Annotated in this window: 23 protein-coding genes; 21 read left to right on the forward strand and 2 right to left on the reverse strand. The window is 31.4% G+C overall.

All coding sequences use genetic code 11. The annotated features are described in order from the left end of the window. Window positions 1–33 precede the first annotated feature (33 nt). The 19 genes from AB3G34_RS00855 (at window position 34) to AB3G34_RS00945 (ending at window position 18720) form a co-directional block, all read left to right on the forward strand. A complete protein-coding gene (locus AB3G34_RS00855) occupies window positions 34–648 on the forward strand; it encodes a DapH/DapD/GlmU-related protein (RefSeq protein ID WP_367773628.1) in 615 nt (204 codons plus the stop codon). 3 nt (window positions 649–651) lie between these two features. Then, the gene (locus tag AB3G34_RS00860) at window positions 652–1530 is read left to right on the forward strand and encodes an alpha-1,2-fucosyltransferase (RefSeq protein ID WP_367773630.1); all 879 of its coding nucleotides are present in this window, start codon (window positions 652–654) and stop codon (window positions 1528–1530) included. A 1-nt stretch (window position 1531) separates the two neighbouring features. Beyond that, on the forward strand, window positions 1532–2767 hold the full coding sequence (locus AB3G34_RS00865) for a hypothetical protein (RefSeq protein ID WP_367773632.1): 1236 nt from the start codon (window positions 1532–1534) through the stop codon (window positions 2765–2767). After that, window positions 2760–3650: a hypothetical protein gene (locus AB3G34_RS00870; RefSeq protein WP_369753148.1), complete on the forward strand. Its 891-nt coding sequence runs from the start codon at window positions 2760–2762 to the stop codon at window positions 3648–3650. The genes AB3G34_RS00865 and AB3G34_RS00870 overlap by 8 nt, the downstream gene beginning before the upstream one ends. A 63-nt stretch (window positions 3651–3713) precedes the next feature. Beyond that, complete coding sequence (locus AB3G34_RS00875) at window positions 3714–4910, forward strand: hypothetical protein (protein WP_367773635.1); 1197 nt, start codon at window positions 3714–3716, stop codon at window positions 4908–4910. Between the two features lie 2 nt (window positions 4911–4912). Beyond that, window positions 4913–5992: an EpsG family protein gene (locus tag AB3G34_RS00880; protein WP_367773636.1), complete on the forward strand. Its 1080-nt coding sequence runs from the start codon at window positions 4913–4915 to the stop codon at window positions 5990–5992. A gap of 65 nt (window positions 5993–6057) precedes the next feature. Then, window positions 6058–7167 carry a glycosyltransferase gene (locus tag AB3G34_RS00885; protein ID WP_369753149.1) on the forward strand — a complete coding sequence of 370 codons (1110 nt, stop codon included), beginning with the start codon at window positions 6058–6060 and terminating at the stop codon, window positions 7165–7167. Between the two features lie 7 nt (window positions 7168–7174). Then, window positions 7175–8248 (forward strand): acyltransferase family protein, encoded by a 1074-nt coding sequence (locus AB3G34_RS00890; protein ID WP_369753150.1) that lies wholly within the window; start codon window positions 7175–7177, stop codon window positions 8246–8248. 44 nt (window positions 8249–8292) lie between these two features. Beyond that, window positions 8293–9111: a glycosyltransferase gene (locus AB3G34_RS00895; protein ID WP_369753151.1), complete on the forward strand. Its 819-nt coding sequence runs from the start codon at window positions 8293–8295 to the stop codon at window positions 9109–9111. Continuing rightward, a complete protein-coding gene (locus AB3G34_RS00900) occupies window positions 9112–10005 on the forward strand; it encodes an NAD-dependent epimerase/dehydratase family protein (RefSeq protein ID WP_367773642.1) in 894 nt (297 codons plus the stop codon). Between the two features lie 7 nt (window positions 10006–10012). After that, window positions 10013–10564, forward strand: a complete 552-nt coding sequence (gene rfbC / locus AB3G34_RS00905) for a dTDP-4-dehydrorhamnose 3,5-epimerase (protein ID WP_367773644.1) — start codon at window positions 10013–10015, stop codon at window positions 10562–10564. A 1-nt stretch (window position 10565) separates the two neighbouring features. Then, window positions 10566–11420, forward strand: coding sequence for a dTDP-4-dehydrorhamnose reductase (rfbD, locus tag AB3G34_RS00910; protein ID WP_367773647.1), 855 nt, complete (start codon window positions 10566–10568; stop codon window positions 11418–11420). Between the two features lie 46 nt (window positions 11421–11466). Then, a complete protein-coding gene (gene rfbB, locus AB3G34_RS00915; protein WP_369753152.1) occupies window positions 11467–12513 on the forward strand; it encodes a dTDP-glucose 4,6-dehydratase in 1047 nt (348 codons plus the stop codon). A gap of 53 nt (window positions 12514–12566) precedes the next feature. Next, window positions 12567–12917 carry a four helix bundle protein gene (locus tag AB3G34_RS00920; protein ID WP_369753153.1) on the forward strand — a complete coding sequence of 117 codons (351 nt, stop codon included), beginning with the start codon at window positions 12567–12569 and terminating at the stop codon, window positions 12915–12917. Window positions 12918–12966: 49 nt separating this feature from the next. Beyond that, window positions 12967–13836 carry a glucose-1-phosphate thymidylyltransferase RfbA gene (gene rfbA, locus AB3G34_RS00925; RefSeq protein WP_369753154.1) on the forward strand — a complete coding sequence of 290 codons (870 nt, stop codon included), beginning with the start codon at window positions 12967–12969 and terminating at the stop codon, window positions 13834–13836. A 40-nt stretch (window positions 13837–13876) separates the two neighbouring features. Further along, window positions 13877–14830 carry a glycosyltransferase family 4 protein gene (locus AB3G34_RS00930; RefSeq protein ID WP_369753155.1) on the forward strand — a complete coding sequence of 318 codons (954 nt, stop codon included), beginning with the start codon at window positions 13877–13879 and terminating at the stop codon, window positions 14828–14830. Window positions 14831–14843: 13 nt separating this feature from the next. Further along, the gene (locus tag AB3G34_RS00935) at window positions 14844–15410 is read left to right on the forward strand and encodes a sugar transferase (protein ID WP_367773655.1); all 567 of its coding nucleotides are present in this window, start codon (window positions 14844–14846) and stop codon (window positions 15408–15410) included. A gap of 43 nt (window positions 15411–15453) precedes the next feature. Then, window positions 15454–16593 carry a DegT/DnrJ/EryC1/StrS family aminotransferase gene (locus AB3G34_RS00940; protein WP_369753156.1) on the forward strand — a complete coding sequence of 380 codons (1140 nt, stop codon included), beginning with the start codon at window positions 15454–15456 and terminating at the stop codon, window positions 16591–16593. Window positions 16594–16785: 192 nt separating this feature from the next. After that, window positions 16786–18720 (forward strand): SDR family NAD(P)-dependent oxidoreductase, encoded by a 1935-nt coding sequence (locus tag AB3G34_RS00945; protein ID WP_369754068.1) that lies wholly within the window; start codon window positions 16786–16788, stop codon window positions 18718–18720. A gap of 17 nt (window positions 18721–18737) precedes the next feature. Here the strand turns inward: AB3G34_RS00945 and AB3G34_RS00950 are convergent, their stop codons facing one another. Further along, on the reverse strand, window positions 18738–19478 hold the full coding sequence (locus AB3G34_RS00950) for a tyrosine-protein phosphatase (RefSeq protein WP_369753157.1): 741 nt from the start codon (window positions 19476–19478) through the stop codon (window positions 18738–18740). Window positions 19479–19737: 259 nt separating this feature from the next. Next, on the reverse strand, window positions 19738–20502 hold the full coding sequence (locus AB3G34_RS00955; RefSeq protein ID WP_369753158.1) for a hypothetical protein: 765 nt from the start codon (window positions 20500–20502) through the stop codon (window positions 19738–19740). A 711-nt stretch (window positions 20503–21213) separates the two neighbouring features. Here AB3G34_RS00955 and AB3G34_RS00960 point away from each other — a divergent pair. Together AB3G34_RS00960 and AB3G34_RS00965 are read left to right on the forward strand one after the other, a co-directional pair. Then, window positions 21214–21969 (forward strand): hypothetical protein, encoded by a 756-nt coding sequence (locus AB3G34_RS00960; protein WP_369753159.1) that lies wholly within the window; start codon window positions 21214–21216, stop codon window positions 21967–21969. 1 nt (window position 21970) lies between these two features. Continuing rightward, complete coding sequence (locus tag AB3G34_RS00965) at window positions 21971–22366, forward strand: DUF5675 family protein (RefSeq protein ID WP_369753160.1); 396 nt, start codon at window positions 21971–21973, stop codon at window positions 22364–22366. Window positions 22367–22373 lie beyond the last annotated feature (7 nt).

Genomic DNA, 22373 nt, shown 5'->3' on the forward strand with positions numbered 1-22373 from the left:
GAGTTTGAAAATTAAAAGATTAAATAATTTGTAATGATAAGATTTATTTATAGAATGTATGAAAGAATATATAAAAAAATATTTTTTCATCTTTCACATCATTTGACTGCTTTTTATTTTAGAAATAATGGAATAATCTGGAAAAATTTCACTTCTATCGGTGTTCCTTTATTGGATATAAAAAAATCAAGTGTTGTTCAATTTGGTGTTGATTTAGTACTGGTAAATAAGGATAAATTTGCTACTCTAGGAAAAAACAATCGATGTAAGTTTGTAGTTGCTGAAAATGCACAATTGATAGTAGGTGATAAAGTGGCTATGAGCAATGCAACAATTGTTGCAACAAAAGCGATAACCCTAGGTAATAATATTATGATTGGTGGGGGAGTAACAATTGTAGATTCGGATTTTCATTCTTTAAATCCTGAACATTGGCACAGTAGTAAAGATGAAGCGAATATGAAGAGTGAGACTGTTACGATCCACGATAATGTTTTTATTGGAATGGATTCTATAATTTTAAAAGGAGTAACGATTGGCTCAAATTCAGTAATCGCTGCTGGATCTGTCGTTTCTAGAGATATTCCTTTTAACCAAATTTGGGGTGGTAATCCTGCAAAGTTTATTAGACAAAATAATTTGATTTAGAATATGGATGTAGTTGTTGTATTTAATGGGATTGGCAATCAAATGTCACAATATGCATTCTATTTGCAGAAGAAGAAAATTAATTCCTCGACTTATTTAATTTCTTCTTGTCATGAACATAATGGATTGGAAATTAATTCTGTTTTTAATATTTCTTGGAATGAACGTTTTATCAATAAGGGTTTAAAAATCTTGTTTAGGTTATTGATGACACGACGATTAAAAATCATTACTAATCCGCTTAAATACTTGCTAAAATTAGGTGGGGTTAAAGTAATCGAGGAAAATTTTAATTATGATTTTAATCCCCAATATCTTAAACCTTCCAAAGGGATCACTTTTTATATCGGTGGATGGCATAATGAGAAATATTTTGTAAATATTAAAAACGATGTATTGAAGAGTTTTAGTTTTAGTAAAGAAATTGATGCGCTAAGTTTAGCTTTGGCTAAAGAGATGTCAGAGAATGAGTCTGTAGCTATACATGTTCGTAGAGGAGACTATTTAAATGAGGAAAATATTAATATATTTGGTCGAGTATGTACTAAATCTTATTTTGAAAAAGCAATTAATATAATGAATGACCAAATTGATTTGCCTCATTATTATATTTTTTCTAATGATATAGCTTGGGTAAAGGAAAATTTAAATCTTGAACGAGTGACTTATATTACCCATAACAGTGGTAAAAATTCATGGAGAGATATTTTTTTAATGGCGAATTGTAAACATAATATTATAGCTAATAGTAGCTTTAGTTGGTGGGGAGCTTGGCTTAACAAAAATGAGATTAATAAAGTAGTTTCTCCAGCTAAATTTTTAAATAGCGATAAAACTAGTGATATTTATCCAAATCGGTGGATTAAAATTTATGATAATTAAAATGAAAAATGCAGCATTTACTATTTGTGCAAAAAATTATCTGGCACAGGCTTTTACTTTAAAAAAGTCATTTCAAAAATTAAATCCAAATTGTGATTTTTTTATTTTTTTATCAGATGATCCTGATGAATTAGGAGATGACCTAAAACATTTTACATTACTGAATGATAGTTGGTTGCCGGGTTGGAAAAAAATGGCATTTAAGTATAATGTGATTGAGTTTTCCACTTCGATAAAACCATTTTGTTTTGAAAAAATGTTTGATGAAGGTTTCGAAAAGGTTCTTTATTTAGATCCAGATATTTACGTTACAAATCCATTAGATGAAATTTATGAATATTTAGATGAAAAATCTATAGTATTAACACCTCATTATTGTAATATTCAAACGGAGTATACAGGATCTATTACTGAAGAGGAAATATTATTTGTTGGGATTTATAATTTAGGTTTTACAGCAATAAGAAATAATTCAACTGGTAGTAAAATTGTGAAGTGGTGGATGAATCGATTAGCAAATAAATGTTATGCAGATAAATTTGACGCTTTACATGTTGATCAGAAATGGATGGATTTTATACCTGCTTTTTTTCCCAATGATGTATTAATTACACATCATATGGGAATTAATCCAGCTATATGGAACCTTCATGAAAGAGAATTAGTTATTGATAAAAATGGAGAGTATCAGATAAAAAATATAGAAACACAAGAATTGTTTGCATTATTGTTTTTTCATTTTTCCGGATTTGATCCATTTAAACCCAAATTGATTAATCGTAGACATCCTAAATATAATACTGATGTTTATCCTTCCTATATCCCTCTTTTTAAAAGTTATATTGATGATGTTTATGAAAATGGATATGATACTTACTCAAAAATGTCGTATTCATTTAATTCATTTAAAAATGGAGAGAATATTATTCCTTTATATAGAAGACTTTTTAGAGCTTTAGAATCTGATTTTCCTGTAGAAAATCCATTTGAAGAAGGGAATAATTTTTTTAAAGCCCTAGATGAAAATAGACTTTTGACTGGTGTTAAATCTAATGCATTTTCTACATTTAAGGAGACTGAAAAATTACGAAGAGGAACGTTAGGCAATCTAGTTATTAAGGCATTTAAATTTGTTAAATTTTTGATTGGTATCCGCTATTATTCTTCTTTATTAACATTTGTTAATGATATCACACGACTGGATAAACAAATTTTCCTAATGAAAAAAAATGATTAAATTTAATAAAAATGTTGTTATAGCAGCTCTAGCTAGAGATTGTGAGGATTCATTAATCAATAATATTCCACTTATTGATCACTTAAGAAGTAAATTTTCATGGTCTCAGGTCGTGGTAGTAGAAAATGATAGTAAAGATAATACTAAAGAAATTTTATTTAATTGGGAAAAGAAAAGTGAGGGTGTCAAAATCATTTCCCAAGATTTTGGGATTAAGACTATTCCTGATCAAACTGTAGCAATGGCCTCACCAACTACAAGTTTTTATAGAATTGAAAAAATGTCATTTTATAGAAATATGTATTTAGATTATATCGATACATTAGGTCATGATATTGATTATTTGATAGTTATAGATATTGATGTTAAAACATTTTCTGTTGATGAACTTGTCAATTCGATAGATCAGGCAAATAATAATTGGGGGGGGATATTTTCTAATGGAGTAACAATAAGTAGCTATTTAGGATTTAAATCTAAAATATATTACGATGTTTTTGCTGTTTATGAATATCCGCAAAAAGATTTTTTTTCATATACCGATGAGTCATTGGAAAGAACATTTAGAACAATTAATAAAAACACTAAGAAATATAAATACCATAATGTTATTTCTGCATTTGGAGGAATTGGTATTTATAAATATCCTGCTATTAAATCACTCCGGTATAAAGCGATAAAAAATATGTTTAATGATAATGAAGGAATTTGTGAACATATTCCATTTAATATGGGTATTATTGATGCAGGATATAAAAATTATATTTCCAGAGATTTCTTTCTTGAATACGGGACACACAAGTTTGGTCTAATTTTAAAACTTTTTCTTCACCCCAAATTTTTCAACTTTATTTATAGTTTGCGCGGTAAAAAAAATAGATAGAATTATTTTTTAAAGTTCAGTTTATGTTTTTTTATTTAAAATGGTGTTTTTTAGAATTTTATTATGACAAATAAATTACAAGGTAAAAATGCCTTTTATATTGATACCTATGCTCAAGGATCATACCATGAAATGTTCAATTCGTCATTAATTTTAATGTGTTCTTTGATTTTTGATAAAGTTGAGTGTAGGTTGAGTAAAAGTTCCTTTGAAGCATTTAAAAATTTGATAGGCGAAGCTGTTCCGCATAATATAAATTACCAAGATGTTTTTGTAATTAAGGGGCAGGGACGTTATGATTTACTTTTTCGATATTTGTTTAGCACTTTTCAAAATATGCGCTATTTAATAGCAGTACCTAAAGATTCTGTCTTAATTTTCCCCTATAATAATCTTTTTAGTCTTAGAGTTTTAAATTTTTTCAATAAGATTTTCAAAAAAAAGATATTAATTTTTTGTCATGGAGAAATGGAAGGAATTGTTACTGACTTAAAGGTGGGAGGGTTTCTTCATCGAATGTTAATTAGGTTGAGTCAGGATTTCTTTCTTAATCCTAATGTTACCATTTCGGATGGAATTCATTTTTCAATTATGGGTGAGCGCATACATAAAAATTTAGCTGAAATACTTTCGAGAGATAAAATTTCAAAATTTGTGAGTATTGATCATTCTTATATATTTAAAAGTACTGAAGAGGTAAACCTTAAAGAAAAAGATAAATTATTACGTATTGGTACTGTAGGTCTTCTAAATGAAACTAAAGGTATGATGGGTTTTATTGAGTTTGTAAATAAAATAAATCCATTATATAAACAAAAACTTAATATTTCCGTAACGGGTAAGATTGAGAAGAATGCGCAATTGTTATCCTCACTAGGGATTGACATCGCGCCACAAGATCAAATTATTTCAAGGAATGAATATAATAAGAGAATCGAAGATTTAGATATTTTACTTTTCTTTTATCCAAAAGATAGTTATAAAATTACAGCTAGTGGAGCAATCATGGATGCTATATTTCAAAGAAAAACAATATTAGCTTTACATAATGATTATTTTGAATATGTTTTTGATAAATTCGGAAAATTCGGGTATCTGGTAAATAGTATAGCTGAAATGGAAAATCTTTTGTATCAATTAATAGATACAAAAGAAAATATTAATGTAGAATTTGATACTCTTCAGGAAAAGTTCTCTCCTCAGGTAATAAGTTTGCAATTATTAAGTGAATTGCGACGTATTGGCTACTTAAATTCCTGATAATGATATTTTACTTTTTAATATTTGGCGTATTGGCCTTGTTTTCGTTTCTGGAAATTTTTGGATTAAAAAAGCTGGAGGGTATCGTTTTATTTAGTTTGATGTCTTTTTTTTTATTTTCTCTTTCGTTCCTTAGATGGGAGACAGGTACCGATTGGGATGCTTATCTTGATTTTTTTAATGGCAGCTCTGAATGGTTTACTATTGGTGAATTTGAATGGGGATATTCCAGAATTAACGAGTTTGTAAAGATTTTTTTTAATAATTATACCTTTTTATTATTTGTTTTAGCGGTTATTCTTTTTAGTTTTCAAAGTAAAGCTATTTTAAATTTTAGCCCTTATCCTATAACCTCTCTTCTAATTCTTTGGAGTACAACTTTTGCGAATGTGTTTTTTGTTCGACAAACAGTTGCAACAGCCATACTTTTTTTTTCAATAAAATATATTCAAGAAAAGAAATTCTGGATTTTTTTGTCAATGATTGGCTTAGCTATGTTGTTTCATAGGACATCTATTATTTTTATTTTTGCATGGTGGATTTATAAATTAAAATTAAGGCCATTAACCCTAATTCTTTATGTGGCGGCAAGTTTTTGTCTTTCGATAGTGTTGGGTAAACTATTTGAAAGTTTGGGGGAACTTGCAGGGGGTATAGTTCAGCAAAAAATTGATTATTATTTGAGTGATAGTGATAATACTTTTGGTGGAAAAACACCAGTTGCAGAAATAATTATGAAAGGATTTGCAAACAAGATTTTTATTTTTGCAATAGTCACAAGCATGTTAAAAAAAATAACGGAAAATGAACCCGAGTTTCAAGGTTATTTTAACTTGTATTGGGCGGGAGTTGTTTTATATTTTAGCACAGTTTCTTTATCAATAGCATTAGTCCGCTTATCTCTTGTGTACGACATGGTTTTAATCATACTAATCCCATTTGTCTTAAAATATACTAAGAATACTTACGGAAGATTTTTATTGTATAGCACTTTTGTTTTTTATTTGTTAGCTCGATTTTATACGGCGCTAACAGGAAATTATATTGAATTATTTGTGCCATTTAAAACAATATTTGGCTAGTCATACTAATTATCTTGTGTTTTTAAGTTTTTTAAATTAAAAGCCAATAACTTATTTTAAAATAAATGAATCGAATTTTATTTATCACAGCTTTTCCTCCAAATAAACTTACCGCAGGTCAAAATTACTCTAAAGAACTCCTTAGTTTATTGTCAGAAGATTATAATGTAGATTTAATTTTTTTTTCATATCCTAACCACGAAATTGAAGTTAATTCAAAAGTTAATGTTTTAAAAAAAGTTAATGTTTCAACAGTTTCAAAAATTTATAGTTGGATTCATTTTCCCTTCTTACATCCTTTCTTTTTATTACGATTTAGATTTAGATTGTTGTTTTTTTTAATCAAGAATGCCAAAAATTACAAGTTTTTATATTTTGATTTTTCTCAAGTATTTATTTATTCTCCTTTTTTGACGAAATCAGTTAAGATTTTAATGTGTCATGATGTGATTTATCAAAAATTTAAAAGAAACCGTTTTTTTTATTTTAACCCATTCAACTCCTTGTTATTATTTACAGAGAGATATATTTTAAAGTCTGCTGATCTTCTCCTTACTTTCAGTAAAAAAGATCAACTCTTACTCAAGGATAATTATGGTTTAAATTCAAGTACAATTAATTTTTTTATCAGTGATAAAATTAAATTTATTGATTATAGTAAAATTACGTTAAGTTTTAAGTTTTGCTTTTTTGGAGCTTGGAACAGACCTGAAAATGCTAAAGGATTAAATTGGTTTGTAGACCATGTATTGCCGCATCTTAAACATGAGCTTAAATTTGAAATAATTGGGCCAGGTTTAGATGGAGCGCTTATTTCTAAAATTAAGGATAACAAAAACATTAAGTATTTAGGTTTTTTAGAAGATCCTTATGTAAAAATTGCTGAAAGTCAAGCGTTAATTGCGCCAATTTTTCAGGGAGCTGGCGTAAAAGTTAAAGTTATTGAATCGCTTGCTGTCGGGACACCAGTACTAGGAACAGAGGTAGCTTTTGAAGGAATAGATAATTTTTACGAGGGGTCATTTTTATTATGTAATGAAGCAAAAGATTTTATATCAGTACTAAATAAATTAGAACCAATTTCAATAGATACTAAAAGAGATATCCAAAAAACTTTTGAAAAATCTTATCAAGAAAATAAAATTAAAGATTTACTTGTTTCTTTGACTAAATAATATATCAATGAAAATTTCTGAATTCCTAAACAAAGATAATAATAATCTAGATTTGGCTCGCATCATATTGGCTTGCTTAGTTATAGTTGGACATAGTGAAGCAATTAACGGATCAGGTATTTATTGGATTGATCCTTTTCATCATTTTTTAAAATTTACTTATGCAGGAGCATTTGCAGTAAAAGTGTTTTTATTTATTAGTGGACTAGTCGTCACAAATAGTTATTTGTCTAAAAAGAGTGTCGTTTATTTTGTAATATCTAGATTATTTAGAATTTTACCGGGTTTGTTATTTGTACTTTTAGTTACTGTTTTCATCTTTGGTCCGATAGTAACTAATTTAGAGTTTAAAGAATATTTATCGCAGTTAAATTATTTTGCCTACATAAGGCATAATATTGTGTTTTATTCGGATTATTTACTTCCGGGTGTTTTTGTAGAAAACCTTTATCCTAATATAGTAAATGGATCTTTATGGACTTTGAGATATGAGATTGGATGTTATATTATATTACCTATTTTGTTTTTATTTTTGGGTAATAGAAATAAAAAATATTTTATATTTCCTATTTTATTAGTTTTTATTGATACTTTGTTGCCTAATAGGTTTTTTTTAGGTTTTATAGATAATAATCCTGAAAAATATTTATTACCCATGGCATTTGCCTATGGAGTTTTTTTTGCTATTTTTTCTACTAAGATTTTTATTAATATTTACGTGGTATTAGTTTCATTTTTAGTCTTTTTTTTCTTGAAAAGCACGATTTATGCTGAGATCTTATTTACGTTAGCGTCTTGTAATCTTGTACTATTTTTATCTTCTCTGAAATATATTTTAAAAATGAAGCCCAAATATGATATATCTTATGGCGTTTATTTATGGGGGTTCTTAATTCAACAGACTTTATTTAGTTTATTTGGCCATATTAATATAATTATTCATTGTTTATTAGCGATCCTCTTTTCAGTTGTGCTAGCTGTAATCACATTTATATTTATAGAAAAACCTTTTATGAATTTTGGGAAAGCTTTCTTGAATTTTATTAATGAAAAATATCTTAACTCAGTTAAAGTGATCTGATTTTTATGAAAAGAAAAAATATCTTTTAAATAAATTAAAATAAAATGAAAAATAAAGTAACGTCATGTATTGTTTTATATCGTAATGATTTCCAAATGTTAGAAAGAGCAATCCAATCGTTATTGAACTCAAATGCTATAGACAAACTGTTTTTAGTTGATAATTCACCAACAGATGATTTGAAAGTTCTAGCAGTTGATAGTAGAATTGATTATTTCTACAATCCTTCCAACCCAGGTTTTGGTGCAGCACATAATATTGCGATTATTAAATCAATAGAAGCAGGTTCAAAATATCATTTCGTAATAAATCCCGATGCTTATTTTGAAGAAGACATTATTATTACTATGGTTGACTTTATGAATCAAAATAAAGATATTGGTATGATGATGCCTAAAGTTTTAAATGAAGACGGATCTATTCAATATTTACCAAAATTACTTCCTTCTCCTTACAGCATTTTAATGCGAAAATTAAAAAAACCCTCTGGTATATATAATAAGTTTATTAATCAATATGAATTGAGGTCGATTGATCAAGACGTTATTTATAATGTTCCTGTGCTTTCAGGATGCTTTACTTTATTGAATTTAGAAGCAATCAAAGAAGTGGGTATGTATGACGATAACTATTTTATGTATTTTGAAGATTGGGATTTGTCAAGAAGGATGAATACAAGATATAAAACCATTTATTTTCCGAAAGTTTCTATTTATCATGGATATGATTCTGGAGCGAATAAAAGCAGTAAATTGTTTAAGATATTTATCAATTCAGCTATTACTTATTTTAATAAATGGGGATGGTTTTTTGATAGCGAACGAAAAAGACTAAATAAAAAGGCATTGTCCCAATTTAATTAAATGAAAATCACCATCACTGGGACCTCAGGTTTTGTAGGAACCAATCTTAAAGACTATTTGAAAATATCACACCATGTGTGTCCTATCAGCGTTCGTTATGTCCCTAATCAGCACTTTGATTTAAGAGGGGATGCCATCATTCATTTAGCAGGGAAAGCCCACAATTTAAAAAAAGTTTCCAATCCTTCGGATTATTATGAAGCCAATTTTGAATTAACCAAGCAACTGTTTGATGCTTTCTTAGTTTCTGAAGCTTCTGTTTTTATTTTTATGAGTACCGTAAAAGCGGCAGCCGATGAGGTAAACGGAATATTGACTGAAGAAACTTTTCCGAATCCCAAAACGCATTATGGAATTGCGAAATTTCAAGCAGAGCAGTATATTTTATCTCATAAATTACCTCAAGGAAAAAAAGTTTATATTTTAAGGCCTTGCATGATTCATGGCCCAGGAAATAAAGGGAATTTGAATTTGTTATATCAATTGGTAGCTAAGGGATTGCCTTGGCCACTAGGAGATTTTAAAAATGAACGTTCTTTTTTGAGTGTCGAAAATCTTTGTTTTGTAATCAAAGAAATTTTAGAAAATAAAAATATTGCATCGGGTGTTTATCAAATTGCGGATAATGAGTCTTTATCAACCAATGAGTTGATTGAGTTGTTAGGGATAAGTTTAGGAAAAAAAAACAGGGTTTTAAATATACCATCCTCTTGGATTAAAAAAATTGCTCAAATTGGTGATTATTTGCATTTACCACTCAATTCAGAAAGGCTGCAAAAATTAACGGAGAATTATGTTGTTAGTAATTCTAAAATAGTAATAGCTATGAATAAAACTTTGCCAATTGAATCAAAAGAGGGTATGTTAAAAACATTTCAATCATTTAAAAAATAATTACAATATGACCATCGAAAAAACATTTATACAAGATTTAGTAATCGTAAATCCAACCGTTTTTGAAGATTCCCGTGGGTATTTCTTTGAAGCCTATAATCAAGCTAAATTTCACGAAAATGGAATTATGTATGATTTTATTCAAGATAATCAATCTTTTTCTAAAAGAGGTGTAATACGTGGCTTGCATTTACAAATTAACCCATTTGCACAAGCAAAACTGGTACGTGTGTTAGAAGGGGAAATTTTAGATGTAGCGGTAGACTTACGTAAAAACTCACTTACATATGGAAAACATTTCAGTGTTGTTTTAAGTGCCGAAAATAAAAAGCAATTGATGGTACCTCATGGATTTGCACATGGTTTTTCGGTTTTAAGCGAAACGGCTTCTGTCATGTATAAAGTAGATCGGTTGTACCATAAAGAAAGTGAAAGAGGGATTCGTTATGATGATCCCACTTTGGCTATTGATTGGCAGGTAAGTACTGATGAAGTAATCGTTTCAGAAAAGGATGTAATTTTACCCTCTTTTGATCAAATCGATTGGACATTTGAATAATATGCAAAAAATTTTAGTAACAGGAGCCACTGGACAGTTGGGCTCAGAGTTGAAAGTGTTGTCAGAAAACTATTGGCAATATGAATGGGTTTTCGCGGATAGAACTCAAATTTCATTGGATCATTTGTCTAAGTTGAAAATTCAATTGGAGTTAATTCGTCCAAATTTCATATTAAATTGCGGCGCTTATACTGCAGTGGATAAAGCAGAAACGGAACAAAATCTAGCAGATATTGTTAATCATCAATCAGTTAAAGTACTTGCGCAATATGCGAATGAGAATAAAGTAAAACTAATTCATATTTCGACGGATTATGTTTTTGATGGGTCTTCTGCTATTGCATTAACAGAAGAAGCTTTAACGCAGCCTATTAATGTATATGGTGCCACCAAAAGAGCTGGGGAATTAGCGGCGATCGCAGTTAATCCGGATGTTATTATTATTAGAACTTCTTGGGTTTACAGTAGGTTTGGGAATAATTTTGTAAAAACCATGCAACGTTTGTTGCAAGAACGAGATAGTATTAGTGTGGTAAATGATCAAGTAGGTTCACCAACTTATGCGGCCGATTTAGCGCAGGCTATGATGACAATTGTTGAAGCTCCTGAATGGATTCCAGGTATTTATAATTACTCAAATGAAGGCGAAATCAGTTGGTACGAATTTGTATTAGCTATTCAAGAAATTGGGGGTTATGAATGTGATGTGAAGGGAATACCATCATCATCTTATCCTACCCCTGCAAAACGTCCTGCCTTTTCTTTATTAGATAAAACAAAAATTAAAAGGGTTTATAATGTTGTAGTTCCTGATTATAAGGATAGTTTGAAGAAATGTTTAGAAATTAAAGTTTAAAGTTGTTCAATTAGTAAATTGGACAAATATCAAAATATAAAATAGTATGAAAAATATATTAATTACAGGTGGAGCGGGATTTATTGGATCCCACGTAGTACGTCTTTTTGTGAAAAAATACCCGCAATACCAAATATTCAATTTGGATGCCTTGACTTATGCCGGAAATTTGGAGAATATAGTTGATATTGAAAAGGAGCCCAATTATACGTTTATAAAAGGAGATATTGTAGACGCACCATTTATTGATGCTTTATTTGCGGAACATCAATTTGATGGAGTTTTGCATTTGGCTGCCGAATCACATGTAGATCGTTCTATTACCGATCCGTTATCCTTTGTGAAAACAAATGTTATAGGAACAATGAATTTGTTAAATGCTGCCAAAACGATTTGGAATGGTAACTATGTAGGAAAACGTTTTTACCACATTAGTACTGATGAGGTTTATGGTAGTTTAGGTTCCGAAGGGTTGTTTACGGAAACTACTGCTTATGATCCTAACTCTCCTTATTCAGCTTCTAAAGCCAGTTCGGATCATTTTGTTCGTGCTTATGGAGAAACCTATGGTTTGCCCTATGTGTTGACCAATTGTTCGAATAATTATGGGCCTTTTCATTTTCCAGAAAAATTGATTCCTTTGTTTATCAATAATATTATTCAAAACAAGCCTTTGCCGGTCTATGGCGATGGGAAATACACTCGTGATTGGTTGTTTGTAGAAGATCATGCGGTTGCAATTGATTTGGTTTTTCATGAAGGTGTAAATCATGATACGTATAATATAGGTGGATTTAATGAATGGCAAAATATCGATTTGGTGAAATTGCTCTGCAAAATTATGGACGAGAAATTAGGAAGAATTGCTGGAACATCAGAGCAATTGATTTCCTATGTAAAAGACCGTCCGGGTCATGATTTGCGTTACGCGATTGATGCCAGTAAAATCAATAAAGAGTTAGGATGGAAACCTTCAGTAACTTTTGAGCAAGGGTTGGAAAGAACTGTAAATTGGTATTTAGAAAACCAGACTTGGTTGAATAATATTACTTCGGGAGAATATGCAACTTATTATGAAAACCAGTACAAGTAATTCGTTAATCGTGATCCGTAATTCGAAGCTCCAAATAGACAGTATTAGTGCAAATGAAAGATCATAAAGACTTAGATGTATGGAAACAGTCGATGGTGCTTGCAGAAGATATTTATGCGTTAACAAAAAATTTCCCAGCAGATGAAAAATACGGATTGTCAAGCCAAATTAAGAGAGCAGTAGTTTCTATTCCCAGTAATATTGCTGAAGGTGCTGGTAGAAAAGGTGACAAAGAATTTATACAGTTCTTGTATATCGCTATGGGTTCATTATCTGAACTAGAAACGCAATTAATTTTAGCCAATCGATTACAGTTTATAAATTCGATTGAAATTTATCTAAGTCAAATTGAAAAGATTAAAAAAATGCTTTTTGGTCTTATCAGATATGTAAATAATAAATAAGAATGTAATTCGAATTACGCTTTTCGAATCACTAATAACAAAAAAAAATATGAAAGGAATTATATTAGCAGGGGGTTCTGGAACGCGTTTGCATCCACTTACATTAGCAATGAGTAAACAAATGATGCCAGTGTATGATAAACCGATGATTTATTATCCATTATCTACTTTGATGACTGCTGGAATAAATGAGATTTTAATTATTTCCACACCACATGACTTACCTAATTTCAAAAAAATTTTGGGTGACGGATCGGCTATTGGTTGTCAATTTAGTTATGCTGAACAAGCAATTCCCAATGGATTGGCACAAGCTTTTGTAATAGGGGAAGAATTCATTGGGAACGATAGTGTCGCACTAGTATTAGGAGATAATATTTTCTTTGGTTCTAATATGGATGAGTTATTGCAATCCAATACGAATCCTGAAGGAGGCGTTGTTTTTGCCTATCATGTTTCGGATCCAGAGCGATATGGAGTAGTGGAATTTGATAAAAATTTAAATGCACTTTCTATTGAAGAAAAACCATTAGTTCCAAAATCAAATTATGCAGTTCCAGGGTTGTATTTTTATGATAATTCAGTAGTTGAAATTGCCAAAAACATTAAACCAAGTGCTCGTGGGGAATACGAAATTACGGATGTAAATAAAGTATATCTTGAAAAAGGAGCGTTGAAAGTGGGTATCCTAAGTAGAGGTACGGCTTGGCTAGATACGGGAACATTTAATAGTTTGATGCAAGCAGGACAATTTGTTCAAGTAATTGAAGAACGTCAGGGGTTGAAAGTGGGTTGTATTGAGGAAATTGCTTGGAGACAAGGTTTTATTTCAGAAGAACAATTAAAAGAACTTGCTGCACCTTTGAAGAAATCTGGTTATGGCGAGTATCTGTTAGAATTATTAAAACATAAATTGTAAGGAATCCCTGTTTAGGTTTTGATTACCTATATTTTAAAATATGATATATATTGCATTACTAGTTGTATTGGTTGGAATTGAGCTTCTTTATTTCAAAATTGCCAATAAATATAATATTATTGATAAACCCAATTCCAGATCTTCCCATACTACTATAACTTTACGAGGAGGTGGGATTATTTTTCCAATTGCTATTTGTATTGCATTTATTCTAGGCTATGTGTCTTGGGAAATAGCATTGGCAGTTGTAATCGTTGCGGTCGTTAGTTTTATAGATGATATTAAACCGTTATCTCAATTACCTCGTTTTGCGTCACATGTTATTGCTGTGGCATTGGTGTTTTATGATTTAAATTTATTTACGGAATCTTTATGGATACTCCCCATTGTATTTGTATTGCTAATAGGTTGGGTTAATGCCTTTAATTTTATGGATGGAATTAATGGAATTACTGTTTTGTATGCGCTTACTGCCATTATTAGTTTTTCGGTTTTACCTACACAAGTTTCCAGTTTGCCTTTGTTGATCACCATGGGATTGTCTTGTTTTGTTTTTGGAATATTTAATGTTAGAAAAAAAGCCAAAACCTTTGCAGGAGATGTAGGAAGCATAAGTATGGCTTTGTTCTTAGGGTATTTCATGATTAAAACCATTATAGTTACCAACCAATTCGGATATATACTTTTTTTCTCGGTATATGGTATCGATGCTGTTGTAACGATTTTGAACCGAATTAAAAAAAGAGAAAATATTTTTGAACCCCATCGTTCTCATTTGTATCAATATTTAGCAAATGAGATGGGTTTTTCCCATGTTTTAGTTGCTGTTATTTATGCTGGATTACAATTGGGTATTAATGGTTTGATTATTTATATGGATAATCAAGGCAATTTATCAGGGCTTTTCATTCTAGAGTTACTACTTACGTTGACTCTTGCTTATTTATTATTGAGAGCTTTAATTGTTAGAAAAATGAATAAAATAGACCTGTAAAAACTTTATTCGAATGGCAAAGCGTGTTTTTGATATTGTTTTCGCTCTGTTTTTATTGGCTTTCTTATTTTGGTTAATTATCATTTCTGTTATAATTGCCACTATAGATACTCATACAAATGGAATATTTATTCAAGAACGAATAGGTCAATTTGGAAATAAATTTAACATTTATAAAATCCGAACTATTAGAGAATCATCGGCTATTGGTGCTATTTCTATTTCAAAAACAGGACAATTCTTTCGAAAGTATAAAATTGATGAGTTGCCTCAATTATTAAATGTTTTAAAAGGGGATATGAGTATTGTTGGCCCTAGACCAGATGTTTCAGGATATTATGATGTATTAGAAGGAGAGCGTCGGAAACTATTGGAATTGAAACCAGGATTAACCAGTATTGCAGCTATAAAATATTCGAATGAAGATGCTATTTTAAATAAACAAGAGAACTCTTTGCTTTTTAATGACACTTTTATTTTTCCGGATAAAGTAAAGTTGAATCTTGACTATTATTATAACCACAGTATTTGGGGAGATATTAGAATAATTTTTGAAACTATTAGGGTTACTTTATTTTAAGAGGAATTACTATAGTTTTTGTGTGAATCTTATTAATCATAAAATGATTAAAAACAAAATTTGGCTTTCTCCACCACATATGGGAGGAAGCGAACAAAAATACATTCAGGAAGCTTTCGCTACGAATTGGATCGCTCCTATGGGCGCTAATATTGATGTTTTCGAAGCTAATTTGGAAAATTATTTAGGCTCAGGATATGTGACCACATTAACTTCAGGAACTGCGGCTATTCATTTGGGATTAATTTTATTAGGAGTTAAAGCGGGAGATGAAGTCCTTTGTCAAAGTTTTACATTTACAGCTTCGGCAAATCCTATTTTATACCAAGGAGCAATACCTGTTTTTATCGATAGTGAGGAGGATACTTGGAATTTATGCCCGATTGCTCTGGAAGAAGCTATTATTGACCGAATCGCTAAAGGGAAAACTCCTAAAGCAATTATAGCCGTTACACTTTATGGTGTACCTTATAAAACAGATGAAATTAGAGCAGTAGCAACTAAGTACGGAATACCAATTCTTGAAGATAGTGCGGAAGCTTTAGGAAGCAGTTATAAAGGAAAACGTTGTGGCACTTTTGGAGATGTAAGTGTATTGTCATTTAACGGGAGTAAAATTATTACCACTTCTGGAGGTGGTGCAGTGGTTACAAAAACAAAAGAACTTAAAGATAGAGCCCTTTTTTTGGCTACTCAAGCCAAAGAGAATACGCCATATTATCAACATTGCGAAGTAGGATATAATTATAGAATGAGTAATGTTCTGGCAGGAATTGGCAGGGGACAAATGGAAGTACTGGAAAGCCATTTAGAGTCGCGAAGAAAAATGCATGAATTTTATGTAGCTCTATTCAAGAATATAAAAGGTGTTACCGTTTATACAGTTCCAAATACGGATTATTATTCTAATTATTGGTTGAGTACAATACTAGTTGATTCCGAAAAAACCAATGGAATCACCAATGAAAATATTAGAGTAAGTCTTGAAGTAGAAAATATAGAATCCCGACTTTTGTGGAAACCGATGCATTTACAACCTGTTTTTTCTAACTTTTCATATTATGGAAAAAACGTTTCCGAAACACTTTTTTATAATGGACTTTGCCTGCCTTCTGGCAGCGCACTTTCTGAAGAGGATCGTTCTAGGATTAAATCAGTACTAATTAATTTATTTAATAGGTAAGTTAGTAAAATGAAAGGTTGAATTATTTATTATAATTCACTTTTGGTCATTTATATATACGTAATTATAATGAATTGTATCATTTTTTTTTCGATTCATTATGTCTTATTTTTGATATATTATATAGCATTAGTCTAAAAAAAAAATATTTTTATTTTGAGTAATAATACAAAATCAGGTTCAACATCATTTATATCTCATTTTTTCTCTCGAGAAAATCTGCGATTTAATATTCATAATTTAAGTTATTTGCCAAGGTGGATCATTGTAATGATGGATTTTGTAGTTCTTATGATCTCTTTTTTCTTTACCTATTTGATTTTTAGGGGCACAGGATTGGATTACATCATAACGCCTCATAGTGTTGTTTTTATATCATCTTTATTTGGGGTTAATATTTTCTTTTTTTGGTTGTTTAGAACCTATTCGGGAATAATTAGGCATTCTTCTTATATTGATGCTGTAAAATTGCTGTTTTCACAAATAGCTGTGCTGATCGTGTTTCTTGTTTTGAATTTTGCTTTTGAGGTACTATTTGGACAAAAAGCTTTTTTAAATACGGCGCTCTTTATCAATATGGTACTTTCCTTTTGTGGACTATTTTTATATCGTGTTATTGTAAAACAAACTTTTGAGCGTTATTTTTCGGAGACTAGTGATGTTAACTTATCAAGAACTATTATTTACGGTACAGATGCTAATGCGATATCAGTAGCCAAAGCATTAAAATTAGAAACGCCAGCCCGTTTTAAAATAGTCGGATTTGTAGATAAGAATAATCAGAATTCATCCAAAAGAATGTTGGATTTACCCATATTTATTCAAAAGAAAAAGTTGCCTATTTTAATGCGTTCCATTGGCGCCGAAGGGGTTGTAATAGCAGATAAAAGTTTGTCAAAAGAAGAGCGATTGGTAATTGTAGATCAGTGCCTGGAATTTAATTATAGGGTATATATGGTTCCTTTAATTACCGATTGGGAGAATCAAAAAGAAATTTCTCAAAAAGTAAAGAATTTACAAATTGAAGATTTATTGGAAAGAAAACCTATTGTCTTAGATAGTAAATCCATATCCAAGCAACTCAAAGATAAGACCATATTAATTACTGGAGCAGCAGGATCCATTGGTAGTGAAATTGTTAGGCAAGTATTACTCTTTAATCCAAGAACCGTACTTGTTTTAGATCAAGCAGAAACACCTTTACATCATTTGTTTCTAGAGATGAATGAAAATGTATTTAAGTCTAAAATAATTACCATAGTAGCTGACGTTAGAAATAAAGAATCTATGAACAATGTTTTTAAGCAGTATGGACCTCAAGTCGTCTTTCATGCTGCAGCTTATAAACATGTTCCATTGATGGAAGAAAATCCATCTCAAGCTATTCTCACTAATATAGTTGGTACAAAAATCTTGGCCGATTTATCTTGTGAATATCAAGTCAAAAAATTCGTTATGGTGTCTACTGATAAAGCAGTAAACCCAAGTAATGTAATGGGAGCAAGTAAAAGAATTGCTGAAAAATACGTGCAATCCCTTCAGTTAAAAAGTCAAAAGGAAAATAAACCAAAAGCAACAAAATTTATAACGACTCGTTTTGGAAATGTTTTAGGTTCGAATGGGTCAGTAGTTCCTTTGTTTACTAAGCAAATTGCTAGTGGTGGTCCTGTAACGATAACGCATCCTGATATTATTCGATATTTTATGACTATTCCTGAGGCATGTCAACTTGTACTTGAAGCGGGGGCTATGGGGAATGGAGGGGAAATTTATATTTTTGATATGGGGAAACCCGTCAAGATTATTGATTTGGCAAAAAAAATGATCAAGTTGGCAGGTTTTATTCCTGACAAAGACATCATGATAAAAGTAGTAGGGCTACGGCCTGGGGAAAAATTATATGAGGAATTATTAAACGATACTTCAAAAACGATTCCTACTTACCATAATAAAATTATGATTGCAGAAGAGATTCAAGATGAATATGAAACGTTGCATACTGATATTGAAGAACTAATTCAAATTGCCAATTTTTTTGACAATGAGGCGATGGTTTCAAAAATGAAAGAAATTGTACCCGAGTTTAAGAGCATGAATTCTAGTTATGAAGTCTTAGATGTGCATTAGAACGTGGACAATACTGTTTATTGTATTTTAAAAAACTGATTGTTGGCTATTATTTCTTTTAGCGGAGTGGTATCTTTTATTTTTACTTTTAAGTCAAAAGAAGCAATGTGATTGTTATGATGTACATCAGAACCCACATAGGAATACATTCCTTTTTGGAGTAATTGATCACTGATTTTAGCGATTTCGTTACCATAATATCCTACTGTCGATAATAAATTGAGCTGAAACAAACAGCCTGCTCTTTTTAGTTTTAGGTATTCGTTGAAATTATTATGATAAAATAAATAGCGTTCAGGATGTGCTAGTACAGGAATGTATCCCGCCACCTGTAAATCAAAAAGGATCGCGTACAATTGGATGGGTGCATTAATGTAGGACATCTCTACTAATACATAATTATCTTTCAATGTCAATAGTTCATGGGATTGAAAAAGACGCACAAACTGGTCGTCCATTAAATATTCTGCTGCCGCTTTAAAAGGCAAATGAATATTATTTTTTTTCAGTTCGGCCACCGTCTCCTTTTTATTTGCAATAATCTGGTCATGGGTATTGTCCCAAACATGTTGGATGATATGTGGTGTAGTTATGAACTCTGTAACGCCAAACCCTTGAAGTGCTTTCGTTAATCGTAAGCTGTCCTCAAATGTTCGAGCCCCGTCATCAATACCAGGTAAAAGATGGGAGTGGATATCGACATGATTGTCCGGAATTAAGTCCTTAAGTGCGGGTTTTGATTTGAAAATTGTAAGCATTCTGCAAATGTAGAAAAAATTAATCAGTGTTCAAGGGGGCAGTGATCAGTATTCAGTGTTCAGTATTCAGTGTTCAGTATTCAGTGTTCAGTGTTCAGTGTTCAGTGCTCAGTAAATAGTGATCAGTATTCAGTGTTCAGTGCTCAGTATTCAGTGTTCAGTATTCAGTAAACAGTGATTAGTAAACAGTGATCAGTAATTAGTATTCAGTTAGCAGTACACTCTGTTCCTTGCGTAATGAGTTGTAGCCCAATTGTCATCAGGCTGTGGGATTATAGTGTGCTATTATTGTGGAGGTGTTGTTTTTTCGGTGCAGCATTTTGTGTTTTTTTCGTTCTATTTTCGAAAATCCGATGAATAGAAACGTTAGGTGTACATCATTTCCTTTTGGTTTATTAGTTGATATTATTATGTTTTGTTTTACGGATTCTTTATCCAGAATCCATTCTTCGCTGTAACAGGTGTCGTGTGTGTCGTTCTCAAAATCCCAATTGGCTGTAGCCATAGCCAGATGTACGTGTGTAGCCTCTTCAGGCCAGTCTAAATGTTTCTTCGCCTTGAATTTAGACAGCGTAATTGTTTGATTGCTTAGATCCGATTGTTCTTTTGTTTTTAGGACTTTCTGCAGTGGTCTCAGACTGTTGCTTTCAAAAAGTAATAAAAAATCCTTCCCATTTGTTGTTTTTAATCCTTCCGCCAGCGTTCTTTTTCCCTGTGGTTGGGTTGTGTCTTCTTGTAAAATTTCGAACAGTAGTTTGTTTGCCCTACCAGCAAAGCTTCCCTCTTTTGCCCGTTCATTGAAACGGGATGCTAATTGACGAAATACAACCGATTTTTTTGCACAGCCTCCAAACTCTTGTCCCTGATTTCGTATCCTATCAAAAATGGGGTTGTTTTTAAATTCTTTGGCTGTGATGCCCGTTTTTCCTTTCGCCCTTGCATAGTTATTTCCGTCTGCAGTTACTACAAAGTTAATGTCGTCTATGGTTCCTTTGATTAAGAAGGGTGCTAGTATTTTTGCCATGTTTATTCGTTGTTCGTTGATCGTTTTTCGTTATCCGTTTTTCGTTGACCGATGTTCGTTTAGCATTGCTCGATGGACGATAAACGATGGACGATTTTCGTTGTTCGTGAATCGATGACCGTTAATCGTTATTCGTTGTTCGATGACCGTTTATTATTATTATTATTATTATTATTATTATTTGAACTGCTTATTGAACAGGTATTGTTTTCTTAGAAAAGTACATCAGCCGTTTTTTATGACTTCAATTGTTATCCAATTATACAACGCAAAACATGTTCCAGTTGAAGCCCTGAATAGTCACAAAACTCTTGAATGGAGAGTAGTTGATGTGGCTCTTTTTTCAAGGTGGTTTTTATCTTGTGCAGATATAACCGTGCTTGTCTGTATGTTTTACCAGTAATACGTTGTACATCTTTTGGATAAATACATACCCTGATGTTACTTGCAATCACATTTTTTTATTTTAATCCCTAATTAAAGTCCATTGACTTCTTTTAATTTGAAAACTTATGTAAAGTTATGAAAATTAATCACTTATGGATTGATTAAAAAGGGTAATTGTAGGCCTTTTAGTACCATTATTGACATCTGCTTTTTGAAATATGATTTAATTAATTGAAACTTTACTGAAATCATTCCCGATTTAGTTGCAACGAATATTCAGGATGAACAAGTAGTAAATTTTTTTTAACTTAAATTTTAAAGATTATGGCAAGACAAAAAGGAATAATTAAATTAAAAGGTACTATTGGCGATATTACTTTTTACAAAACCAAAGACGGTCATATGGCACGTGAAAAAGGAGGGGTTGAGGCAAGTAGAATTGCTAATGATCCCGCTTTTCAGCGCACGCGTGAAAATGGTGCTGAATTTGGACGAGCCGGTAAGGCAGGTAAAACTTTGCGAACGGCATTACGAACATTGCTATTGAATTCTGCCGACAGCCGAATGGTGAGCCGGCTTACCCAATCCATGATCAAAGTGATCCAGGCAGATTTGGTTAATGAACGTGGCTTACGCAATGTTATTGATGGCGAAGCTGAATTGTTAGTGGGATTTGAATTTAATGTAGGCGGAAAATTAGGTACTAGTTTATTTGCTCCGTTTTTAGGGTCAATTGATCGACTTACAGGGGAAATAACTGTTAATTTAGCTTCTTTTATACCCGCTACTATGATTGCTGCTCCTGGAGGCACTACCCATTTCAAAATTATTTCAGCAGGAGCTGAAATCAATTTTGAGGCTGATACATTTGTTAGTTCGACTGCGGAAACAGCTATTTTACCGTGGGATATGACTCCAACTGCTGTCATCAATCATTTGAATTCAGTAACACCCAATAGTGTGAGTCCCTTATTTTTGGCTCTTGGAGTGGAATATTACCAAGAGGTTAATGGAAGGATGTATCCTTTGAAAAATGGGGCTTATAATCCATTGGCATTGGTTCAAGTAAGTGGATTGTAAGATGGTTTTGGTATTGTCCAGAACTTATTTCCCAGAGGGAACTAATGGAAAACTAGTTTGTGATGGCCAATTTATTTGTTTTACAATTGAATTGCCATGGAGAGCAAATGAGAAAAGAGTTTCCTGTATTCCAGAAGGGTATTATTTATTGCGGAAGCGATATAACCAGAAATTTCAATGGCATATTGAAGTTGTTGCTGTAAAAAATAGAAGTTCAATTTTGTTGCATCCTGCTAATCATGCTATTCGTGAATTGAAGGGTTGTATTGGTCCAGTAACGCATCTTTCGGGGGCTGGTTCAGGTTTGGAATCCCGAATGGCTTTTGCTAAAGTTAAAAATTTAGTATATGAAGCTTTGGATCAGTCCGCAATCGTTTCGTTAATTGTTCAATCTTAAATTTATA

Origin of the sequence: Flavobacterium sp. WC2409 (assembly GCF_041200085.1) — a bacterium.
Lineage (GTDB): Bacteria > Bacteroidota > Bacteroidia > Flavobacteriales > Flavobacteriaceae > Flavobacterium.

Coding starts and splice junctions, on each gene's coding strand:
- AB3G34_RS00855 (WP_367773628.1), top strand. CDS start 34: ATGATAAGATTTATTTATAGAATGTATGAAAGAATATATAAAAAAATA.
- AB3G34_RS00860 (WP_367773630.1), top strand. CDS start 652: ATGGATGTAGTTGTTGTATTTAATGGGATTGGCAATCAAATGTCACAA.
- AB3G34_RS00865 (WP_367773632.1), top strand. CDS start 1,532: ATGAAAAATGCAGCATTTACTATTTGTGCAAAAAATTATCTGGCACAG.
- AB3G34_RS00870 (WP_369753148.1), top strand. CDS start 2,760: ATGATTAAATTTAATAAAAATGTTGTTATAGCAGCTCTAGCTAGAGAT.
- AB3G34_RS00875 (WP_367773635.1), top strand. CDS start 3,714: ATGACAAATAAATTACAAGGTAAAAATGCCTTTTATATTGATACCTAT.
- AB3G34_RS00880 (WP_367773636.1), top strand. CDS start 4,913: ATGATATTTTACTTTTTAATATTTGGCGTATTGGCCTTGTTTTCGTTT.
- AB3G34_RS00885 (WP_369753149.1), top strand. CDS start 6,058: ATGAATCGAATTTTATTTATCACAGCTTTTCCTCCAAATAAACTTACC.
- AB3G34_RS00890 (WP_369753150.1), top strand. CDS start 7,175: ATGAAAATTTCTGAATTCCTAAACAAAGATAATAATAATCTAGATTTG.
- AB3G34_RS00895 (WP_369753151.1), top strand. CDS start 8,293: ATGAAAAATAAAGTAACGTCATGTATTGTTTTATATCGTAATGATTTC.
- AB3G34_RS00900 (WP_367773642.1), top strand. CDS start 9,112: ATGAAAATCACCATCACTGGGACCTCAGGTTTTGTAGGAACCAATCTT.
- rfbC (WP_367773644.1), top strand. CDS start 10,013: ATGACCATCGAAAAAACATTTATACAAGATTTAGTAATCGTAAATCCA.
- rfbD (WP_367773647.1), top strand. CDS start 10,566: ATGCAAAAAATTTTAGTAACAGGAGCCACTGGACAGTTGGGCTCAGAG.
- rfbB (WP_369753152.1), top strand. CDS start 11,467: ATGAAAAATATATTAATTACAGGTGGAGCGGGATTTATTGGATCCCAC.
- AB3G34_RS00920 (WP_369753153.1), top strand. CDS start 12,567: ATGAAAGATCATAAAGACTTAGATGTATGGAAACAGTCGATGGTGCTT.
- rfbA (WP_369753154.1), top strand. CDS start 12,967: ATGAAAGGAATTATATTAGCAGGGGGTTCTGGAACGCGTTTGCATCCA.
- AB3G34_RS00930 (WP_369753155.1), top strand. CDS start 13,877: ATGATATATATTGCATTACTAGTTGTATTGGTTGGAATTGAGCTTCTT.
- AB3G34_RS00935 (WP_367773655.1), top strand. CDS start 14,844: ATGGCAAAGCGTGTTTTTGATATTGTTTTCGCTCTGTTTTTATTGGCT.
- AB3G34_RS00940 (WP_369753156.1), top strand. CDS start 15,454: ATGATTAAAAACAAAATTTGGCTTTCTCCACCACATATGGGAGGAAGC.
- AB3G34_RS00950 (WP_369753157.1), bottom strand. CDS start 19,478: ATGCTTACAATTTTCAAATCAAAACCCGCACTTAAGGACTTAATTCCG.
- AB3G34_RS00955 (WP_369753158.1), bottom strand. CDS start 20,502: ATGGCAAAAATACTAGCACCCTTCTTAATCAAAGGAACCATAGACGAC.
- AB3G34_RS00960 (WP_369753159.1), top strand. CDS start 21,214: ATGGCAAGACAAAAAGGAATAATTAAATTAAAAGGTACTATTGGCGAT.
- AB3G34_RS00965 (WP_369753160.1), top strand. CDS start 21,971: ATGGTTTTGGTATTGTCCAGAACTTATTTCCCAGAGGGAACTAATGGA.